Source organism: Burkholderia sp. FW306-1C-G01B, from assembly GCF_058781685.1.
In genome coordinates, this window is sequence record NZ_JBYSWZ010000028.1 from 37,039 (window position 1) to 45,243 (window position 8,205).

Sequence of the window (8,205 nt, forward strand, 5' to 3'; positions counted from 1 at the left end):
CTCGCGTCCGGCGCCGCCTCACTTGCCGGCGACCGAAATCGCCGGCGTCGAGCGCGATTGCATGCGCAGCGTAAACCTGACGAGCGGCGCGGTCAGCGCCGTCGTCGCCAGCGCGAACACGACGAGAATCGTGTAAACACGCGCCGGAAGAATCTGCATCTGCAGACCGATCGATAGCACGATCAGCTCCATCAATCCGCGCGTATTCATCAGCGAGCCCACCAGCATCGCGTCGTGCGGCGCAAGCCCGGTGGCGCGCGCACCCAGATAGCTGCCGCCGAACTTGCCGACGAACCCGCCCGCGAAAAACACCCCGAACCACAGCCATGAAGTCGCGTCGTCGATCGTCCCTACCGACGCATGCAGCCCCGCATGGGCAAAGAACACCGGCATCAGCACCAGCTTGACGAAGCCCTCGACGCTATCGTGCCAATCCTTCGCGACGCCCGGCACACGCCGCACGAACAGCGCCGCGGCAAGCGCGCCGAATGCGCTGTGGAACCCGATCATCGAGGTCGCCAGCGCCGACGCCATCACGAAGCAGAACAATACTGCCAGCCGGTCGCGCGAGGCATGCGCCGTCGATGCGAGCCGCGCGAGCGCCGGGCGGACCACGAAGCGCACCAGCAGCGCGCTCAGCGCCAGATAGACGAGCAGGCTGACGAGCATGCGCGCGAATGCCCAGCCCGGCCCGCTCGACAACGATGCGATTGCCGCAAGCAGCATCCAGCCGAGCGCGTCGGTGAGCATCGCGGCAGACATCGCATGCCTCGCGCCCGCCATCGCGCCGAGCGTCAGGTCATCGACAATGCGCGCCATGACCGGCACCGCCGATACCGCGAGCGCGACGCCGCAAAACAGCACGTACTGCAACGCCGGTGCATCGCTGGCGAGCGTCCCCTTCGACACGACCGCCACGATCATGCCGATCGCGGCCGGCACGAACAGGCCGCCTGCCGCAATCGCAACCGGCACGCGCCACCGGCTGCCGCGCAGCGTGACGCCGAGCTCCATGTGCAGACCGACCTGAAACATCAGCAACACCAGACCGACCTCGCTGACTTGCGCCATTCCCGACGGCGCACGCGGGCCGAACAGCACATCGTAGAAATCAGGTGCGATGACGCCGAACAGCGAAGGCCCGAGCAGCAGGCCGGCCGCGATCTCGCCGACGACCGCGCACTGGCCGAGCCGTTCGGCAATGCGGCCGCAAACGTTGCAGAGTCCGATCACGACCACGAGTTGTAGCAGCCAGATAGTCATTCAATGCCTCAGGAAAGGGCGACCGACGCAAAAACGCGGAAGACGGACAAGCGGGTGACAGCCGTTCGAGCTCGACGGAGCCGGCTGCAGTGTGGTTCACGTACTCGTCGCGCCGAGCCGCTTACCTCAACTGACTTCCCTGCTCCATTGCTCCCCAGACCCCTGAATCGCGAAGCGAAGAATGGCGTCATCGAAACGAGGCATGGAGCTGATCGACGTCGGGGCGCGCGGATCGCTCGGCGATCCACGCCTGGCGCTCTTCGAGGACGCTGACGCCGAAGCGCTCGGCGCCGACAACGCCGTCGTGCGTCCGTGCCCCCCTACCCAGGCTCGCCAGGTTCGCGAGCGCCTGACGGAACGATGCGGCCGAGACCGGCCCGGCTAGGGCTGCCGACTCACGCATTGCCGCTCACTCGCGGCGGCGCGGTCGCGCGGTTGAGCGGTCGCCTCGGCGACGCGGTCGACCCAGCTCCGGTAGAACGCGCGGTACTTGAGCACGAGCTTGTCATACCTGCTGTACGCGCCGCCGCCGTCCGGCTTCATCCCGTTCCAGATTTTGACGTCGTACCCCGCGGCCTGTTTGGTCTGCAGCCCGAACAGCACGTAGTCGGTCGCGCGACGCAGGGCGCCGCCCACCTTCTTGATCGAGATGAGCATGTGCATGACGTTCTTGCCGTCGCTCACCGGCGTCACGCACTGGAGCAGCTTGTATTTGACGTCTCCGTCCAGGGCGACCGTCATGACGCACCCGCCCGGGTAGCCGTCGAAGTGCAGGTTCATCTGCGACATGTCCATGCCGAGCGCGCGCGACAGCATGCCGAGGGGCCCGAAGTACCGGTCCACGGTGAAGTCGATCCCGGCGCCGAACCACGCGCCCGCCCGGGCCAGCGACTCGACCTCCGGCCACGGGCGCCAATCGTCGAAGAGCTTGAGCTCGAAGGCCGAGACCGGGAGCGCGTGGACGGGGGTCGCGTGCTGCGCGTCGTAGAAGTTCTCGACGATCCGCAAGACCGCCGTCGTCGTCTCGAACGCGAAGTGCAGGTGCATGAAGTCGCCGTTGTCGACGTCGGCCGCGGCGATTTCGGGCAGCGGGTGCAGCGGCTGCGGGGAGCCGTACCAGACCCACACGTAGCCGTACCGCTCGGCGGTGACCAACGTCGGCTGGCGCGCCCCGCGCGGGACGGGCTCCAGCCGGCGCACCTCCGGGCTGTGGCCGGGGATGTGAACGCACTGGCCCTGCTCGTCGTACCGCCAGTGGTGAAACGGGCACTGGATGCACCCGTCCTTGATCTGCCCGTCGGCCAGGTTCGCGCCGAGGTGCGAGCAGTGGCGGTCCATCACCACTGCCCGCCCCGTCGCGCCGCGCCACGCCACGCACGGACGGCCGAACAGTGTCAACTCCGTCGGCTTGTCCTTGAGGTCGTCCGAGCGCATCGCGACGTACCAGCTCGCGGCCACGCGCGTGGTCGCGTCGTACGCCGCCTGGGGTTGCTCCTTGACGCTCGGTTGATCGAATTGAATGTCGTCCATCGTTTTTTGTGTGGTCGTCGGTCGATTACTTCAGCGCCAGGCCGATGCGGGTCGTGATGTACGCCTTGAGCAGCGCGAACATCGGGTTGTAGTCGAAGTACTTTTTCACCTCTGCCGGCGCGCTGGTTTGCGTCCAGTACATCAGCTTCATCGCCGGCAGCAGGCTGTACTTCGAGTTGTTGAGCTGCGGCTTGTCCCCCGTGATGCAGTACCCGAAGCCGAACATCGGCCTGGCGAACTCTCGTTCGTCGATGAGGGCGTGAATCCGCGCCGCGGCCTCCTCGGCCGGCTTGCGCCCGGCGCTCACGGCCTCGACCTCGGCCTTGGCGTCGTTGAACAACTGGTAGTACTCCTCCATGTCCGCGCACAGGTACCCGAGGTACGGGGGATCGTTGTCGAGGTGATCGAGGTCGCCCTCGTCGCGCGACGCGCGGAACCGCGCGTGGGCTTGCACGAGCCGGAACTGCCCGAGGATCGTGCCGACCGCCCACAGCCTGTGGAACGCGTCCCACAGCCGGAAGTCCTTGAACGCCGTGTAGCAGCAGCTGACGAAGTCGTCGTTGTGGTCCAAAAGCTTCTGCTGCAGGCGCTCGATGTACTCGAAGCGCTCGGGGGAGAAGTCGTCGTCGCGCAGCGCCTTGATGAGGCGCGCCGCGAGCGCGTGGATGGTCACCGCGGTGTTCTCGAGCCCCCGGGAAAAGAGCGGGTCGATGAACCCGTTCGCGTGCAGCATCAGGCAGTAGCGATCGCCGACGCAGGCGCTCGACGAGAACTGCAGGCGGTCGGTCTTGACCCAGTCGCGCACCGGCACGGCGTCCCGGAACTGCGCCCCGATGCTCGGGAACCGCGCGAGGAACTCGTCGAATTCCTGCTGCGCGGAGATGTCCGTTTTCGGGTAGACACGCGGGTCGAGCTGCAGGCCGACGCTCACCAGGTTGTTGGTCGACCGCGGGTGGTTGTTGAACGGAATCACCCAGAGCCAGCCGCCCTCGAACATGTGGTGCAAGGTCCCCTCGTGCCAGCGCCAGCGCTGCCCCTTGACCTTGAAGATGTCGTCGAACGGCTTGACCCCGAGCATGTGCGTGTAGAGGCTGCGCGAGTGCGTCTTGAAGCGGCACGGCTCTTCGCGGAGCCCGAACTTGGTCGCGAGCGGCGCGCGGGGCCCCCCGCAGTCGATCATGTACCGGCCGGTGAACAGTTCGCCCTGGGCGGTAGTCACCGCGACGCCGTCCTTGTCGGCGTGGTATTCGGTCACGTTCGTCTTCTGGCGGACCGTGCATCCGTATTTGATGGCGGCTTGCAACAGGTAGGCGTCGACGTCTTGCCGGTAATAATGGCTCTCCGGCCCCCACGGCAGCTCGGGAATCACGCACTGCGTGAACTCCTTCGGGTCGTGCTCCTGGCCGGGCTTGTGGAACACGAAGCCGAAATTGCGCTTGATGCCCGTGCTCGACGCGACGTAACGCTGCGTCGCATAGAACGACGTGATGTGGTCGAGCTCCGGAATGCCGTAGCGATCGGCGATGATGCGGTTCATAAGAGACGTCTCGGGGATCGACGATTCGCCGATCGTGAACCGCGGGTGCGACGACTCCTCGATGATCAGCACGCGAAACTGTTGTTTGGCCAGGATGGCCCCCATCTGGGTGCCGGACATGCCCGAGCCGAGGATGATCACGTCGAAGTGGTTGCTATCGCGCCCGTTCGCGGGGCTCTTCTGAGTCATGGGGGCAATCTCTCCTTGTGAGATGGAACACATGGCCGCGCGCGTCAGGATTCGTCGAGCGCGGCGCGGAGGCGGGACCGCGCGGCCCGCGTGAGCGTGAGTAGATCGCCGAGCATGCTGGGCGCGTATCCCCCGCTGCCGATCGTGGGGCCGCTTCGCCCGGCTTCGTACGTCCGCTCCGCCAACTTGAGGTGAGGCGCCCGGAAGTGCAGCAGGATCTCGAAGACCCGCTCGAGGGCCGCCAGCCCGGCCCCGACGGGTTCGCCCCGCACGCGGGCCGCTTGCGCCTCGTCGAGCGCGCGGTCGACGAGCGCCGGCCCCCCGGCGAACCGGGCGTAGACCTCCCTGAACGCGGGAAGCACATAGGGCAGGTACGTCTCCTTGAATTCTCGATAAGCCGGGTGGTCCGATTGCGAGCCCCACAGGACGTGCTCCAGCACGAAGAGGGGCATTTCTACGGCGCCGGGGCCGAGGTAGCTCTGCCCCCCGACTCGAATCGGATCGTAGTAGGGGCGGAGCTCGTCGTAGAAGACTTGCGGCGAGATGAAGCGGTAGGCGTAAACGATCGATTCGACCATTTTCTGAAGATAGGCCGCCAGCTCGACGCACCCTTGCTCGAACGCGGGCGACCGCAGGGGCACGTCGGACAGCTCGACGGTCAACGCGATGGCCGCCTCGAGGGACGCCATCGAGATGCGTACGCTCTCGAGCAGGTGCGCTTCGTCGCGGAGCCCGGTGTAGCTCCGCTGCGCGTCGGCCGCCGCGGGGTTCCAGACCGTCACATGCAGGAGCGTCTCGCGCGGCGGCAGGTCGGTCACACGCGCCAGGTCGAGCAACACCGGCTCGAGCCCGGGCACTGCGTCCACGGGCTCGTGTCCGTGCCGCTTGAGCGACCCCAGGAAGAACCCGATGTCCCGCATCGCGGCTGCGGCTTCGACGAAGCCCCAGCCGGACGGCACGCCGTGCACCGGAAGGAACTCGCGCAACAGGCCGACGATGCCGGGCACGTCCTTCCTGCGATTCAGGCCCGGCAGTTGCAGGACGAGCGCCCTCGCCTGCAGCGGATCGCAGGCTGCCACCTCGGCGTGCGTGGCCGCGAATGTGCATACCGGGTCCAGGGCGCTTTCCACTACAGGACCTCCGGCGTCGCGAGCGTCGGCCCGGGCTGGCTGCGAGACAGCCCCGCGTCGCCCTCACGCAGCGACCGCAGGTAGTCGTAGTTCGTCGGCAGGCTCGTCCGCAGACGCTCGGCCTCGCGCCGGATGCGGGCGAACATCGCCTCGGCCTTATCGATCGACTCCGGCCGGTGCTGCAAGAGCGGCAGCGACCGGTCGGGCAGCAGCCCCAAGCCGGCAAAGATGCAGTAGTAGTTTCCGTTCAACCAGAAGTTCTTGAATTCGTAGTCGAAGGTCTCGTAGTACGTGGAATCGTCGAACGACGTGGTGGTCAGCGGCAGCCCCGCCTTGTAACGTTCGACCTTCTCCTTGATGGCGTCCGAGAGCCGCAGGTCGTGCCGGTTCGCGAGCCAGAACGGCGTGTCTTCGCGCGACGTGGTGAAATAGTGCGCCTGGACGAAATCCCGGCAGTCGTCGAACATGTAGACGATCTCGGCGTTGAATGCGTCGGTCAACCGCGGGTCGAACGAGGTGTCGGGGAAGTGCTTCACGAGCTGGTAGAGCGCCGCGTAGATGAAGTAGATTCCCGTCGATTCCAGGGGCTCCAAAAAGCACGACGACAGCCCGATAGAGACGCAGTTATTGACCCACGCCCGCCTGTTGCGCCCAACCCGGAACTTGATCTGGTTGAGCGGCTGATTGTCCGAGAGGCCCCACAGGTCGAGGAAGTCGGCGGTGGCCTGGTCGCGCGACGTGAACTTGCTCGAGAAGACGTAGCCGCTGCCGAACCGGCCCAGCATCGGAATCTTCCAGGTCCACCCTGAGTTCATGGCGATCGCCGAGGTGTACGGCTCGATCCCGTCGCGCGCGTCGTCGTTGGGCACGGCGCTGGCGACCGCGCTGTCGCACAGCAGGTAGTCGGACATGTCGATGAAGGGTTCCTTCAGGGCCTGGTTGATCAGGAGCCCCCGCATGCCGGAGCAGTCGATGAACAGGTCCGCCTCAAGCGTGCGCCCCTCCTTCGTGGACAGGCTGGAGATGTAGCCGCGCTCGTTCAGGTGAACGTCCACGACCTCGTCGACCACGCGCTTCACCCCGCGTTCGACGGCCCAGCGCTTCAGGAAATCGGCCACCAGGTGCGCGTCGAAGTGCCACGCGTGGGACATCTGGCGGGTGCCGTCGGCCAGGCACGGTGCCAGCTTGCCGTCGAGCGCCCCGGGCTGCGGGTAGCACGCGTACTCCATCGGCTGCTGGAAGCCCTGTTCGCGCTTGCGCAGCCAGTAGTGGGTAAGCGGCACGCCGTCGCAGTTCGGCACGCTGCCGAACAAATGGTAGAAGTAATCGTCGCGCGAGCGGTCGGGAGACTTCCTCCAGTTCACGAACTTGATGGCGGCCTTGAACGCGCCGTTCACCTGGGGCATCCACTCCCGCTCCGGTATCCCGAGGAAGTCGAAGAACACCTTCTGCAAACTCGGGATGGTCGCCTCGCCCACGCCGATCCGGGGGATCGCCGCAGACTCGATGAGCGTAATGTTCGCCTGCTGTTGGAGCGCCCGGACGAGGTACGAGGCGGCCATCCAGCCCGCGGTGCCGCCGCCCACGATGACGATATTCTTGATCGGATTGCTCATGACACGCTTCCCATAGGATTTAAAAACCGAATGGACTTCTGAGAGGGTGGCCAATTAATCGGCACCCAGAATAGGCTGGCGATTGCTTAAATCAAACTGATATATTTGACAGGATTTTGATTTTTTATCCGCCACATTTAATTTATCCATCCCAAATCGGAAAACTATACGTGCCGAAAGGAAATAATTTCATATTGGAGTTTTTTATTTTTTAGCAATTTGATGGTTGTCGCTTGTTTATTAAACAATCCCTATTGTTGCAGCAACCGTGGACAACTACGTTAGCTTGGGCCGCATAAATCCCAATAAAAACGGCAATGGAAAGTCGGATTGTGCCGCCGAGCTAAACAGTTCAATTTTGGTCACATGAGGGATTATGTGGAATTTGGTGAAAAGCATCCTGATTGCGGGCGGAGGAAGCGCGGGATGGATGACCGTCGCCTATGTTTCCAAAGCGTATGGTTACAAGGTAAAAATCTCACCGATTGGGAGTCGCTAACACAAGTCATCCACGAATCTAGAGCAGATGACGGCGGCAGCCAGAGCAAGCAAAGCGGCATGAATATCGAGGCGGCGCTCGAAGCGAATCCGGAGCTTGCCGAAACCAGCAAACCAGGCATGTGTGCGCTCGACGACCCAACGATGACGCCCGAGCCGCTCACTGCTTTCGATACCACGGCGGGCAATACGGGCCTTGATGCCGCGCTGTCTCAGATAGCGCCGGCAACGAGCGAAGTCATACCCTTTGTCGGCGTGCAGTTTGCTCGGCCGCTTGCGCGGCTGCCCGTTCAGGCCCGATACCGCAGGAATGGAATCAAGCGTGGGCTCGAATGCCATCGAATCGTGCCGATTGGCTCCCGTGATCACGACAGCCAGCGGGATGCCGCGTGCATCTACGACGATGTGTCGCTTCGATCCGAGCTTGCCTCGGTCCGTCGGG

8 protein-coding genes are annotated in these 8,205 nt (G+C 64.6%); 2 read left to right on the forward strand and 6 right to left on the reverse strand.

From position 1 onward, the window contains the following. Positions 1–18: 18 nt before the first annotated feature. Positions 19–1,263: a cation:proton antiporter gene (locus tag AC3WLY_RS34840; protein ID WP_492310855.1), complete on the reverse strand. Its 1,245-nt coding sequence runs from the start codon at positions 1,261–1,263 to the stop codon at positions 19–21. Between the two features lie 202 nt (positions 1,264–1,465). On the opposite strand from AC3WLY_RS34840, the gene AC3WLY_RS34845 reads away from it, so the two are divergent. After that, complete coding sequence (locus AC3WLY_RS34845) at positions 1,466–1,648, forward strand: hypothetical protein (protein WP_492310856.1); 183 nt, start codon at positions 1,466–1,468, stop codon at positions 1,646–1,648. Here the strand turns inward: AC3WLY_RS34845 and prnD are convergent. From prnD to prnA, 4 genes are read right to left on the reverse strand one after another with little or no spacing between them, the layout of a single operon-like run. Continuing rightward, on the reverse strand, positions 1,645–2,793 hold the full coding sequence (prnD, locus tag AC3WLY_RS34850) for an aminopyrrolnitrin oxygenase PrnD (protein WP_175959181.1): 1,149 nt from the start codon (positions 2,791–2,793) through the stop codon (positions 1,645–1,647). The two genes, AC3WLY_RS34845 and prnD, sit on opposite strands and share 4 nt — an antisense overlap. 25 nt (positions 2,794–2,818) lie before the next feature. Next, positions 2,819–4,519, reverse strand: a complete 1,701-nt coding sequence (gene prnC / locus AC3WLY_RS34855) for a monodechloroaminopyrrolnitrin halogenase PrnC (protein ID WP_175959182.1) — start codon at positions 4,517–4,519, stop codon at positions 2,819–2,821. 44 nt (positions 4,520–4,563) lie between these two features. Next, positions 4,564–5,649 carry a monodechloroaminopyrrolnitrin synthase PrnB gene (prnB, locus tag AC3WLY_RS34860; RefSeq protein ID WP_492310857.1) on the reverse strand — a complete coding sequence of 362 codons (1,086 nt, stop codon included), beginning with the start codon at positions 5,647–5,649 and terminating at the stop codon, positions 4,564–4,566. Next, a complete protein-coding gene (gene prnA, locus AC3WLY_RS34865; RefSeq protein ID WP_492310858.1) occupies positions 5,649–7,265 on the reverse strand; it encodes a tryptophan 7-halogenase PrnA in 1,617 nt (538 codons plus the stop codon). The genes prnB and prnA overlap by 1 nt, the downstream gene beginning before the upstream one ends. Before the next feature lie 430 nt (positions 7,266–7,695). Here prnA and AC3WLY_RS34870 point away from each other — a divergent pair, with 430 nt between their 5' ends. Further along, complete coding sequence (locus AC3WLY_RS34870; RefSeq protein WP_492332759.1) at positions 7,696–7,764, forward strand: hypothetical protein; 69 nt, start codon at positions 7,696–7,698, stop codon at positions 7,762–7,764. Here the strand turns inward: AC3WLY_RS34870 and AC3WLY_RS34875 are convergent. Next, on the reverse strand, positions 7,761–8,205 hold a 445-nt coding region (locus AC3WLY_RS34875), incomplete at its 5' end, for an IS5 family transposase (RefSeq protein ID WP_492332758.1). The two genes, AC3WLY_RS34870 and AC3WLY_RS34875, sit on opposite strands and share 4 nt — an antisense overlap.

Bases quoted from the DNA above. Each gene is read 5' to 3' on its own strand.
- AC3WLY_RS34845 (WP_492310856.1), top strand. From the start codon at position 1,466: ATGGAGCTGATCGACGTCGGGGCGCGCGGATCGCTCGGCGATCCACGC.
- AC3WLY_RS34840 (WP_492310855.1), bottom strand. From the start codon at position 1,263: ATGACTATCTGGCTGCTACAACTCGTGGTCGTGATCGGACTCTGCAAC.
- prnA (WP_492310858.1), bottom strand. From the start codon at position 7,265: ATGAGCAATCCGATCAAGAATATCGTCATCGTGGGCGGCGGCACCGCG.
- prnD (WP_175959181.1), bottom strand. From the start codon at position 2,793: ATGGACGACATTCAATTCGATCAACCGAGCGTCAAGGAGCAACCCCAG.
- prnC (WP_175959182.1), bottom strand. From the start codon at position 4,519: ATGACTCAGAAGAGCCCCGCGAACGGGCGCGATAGCAACCACTTCGAC.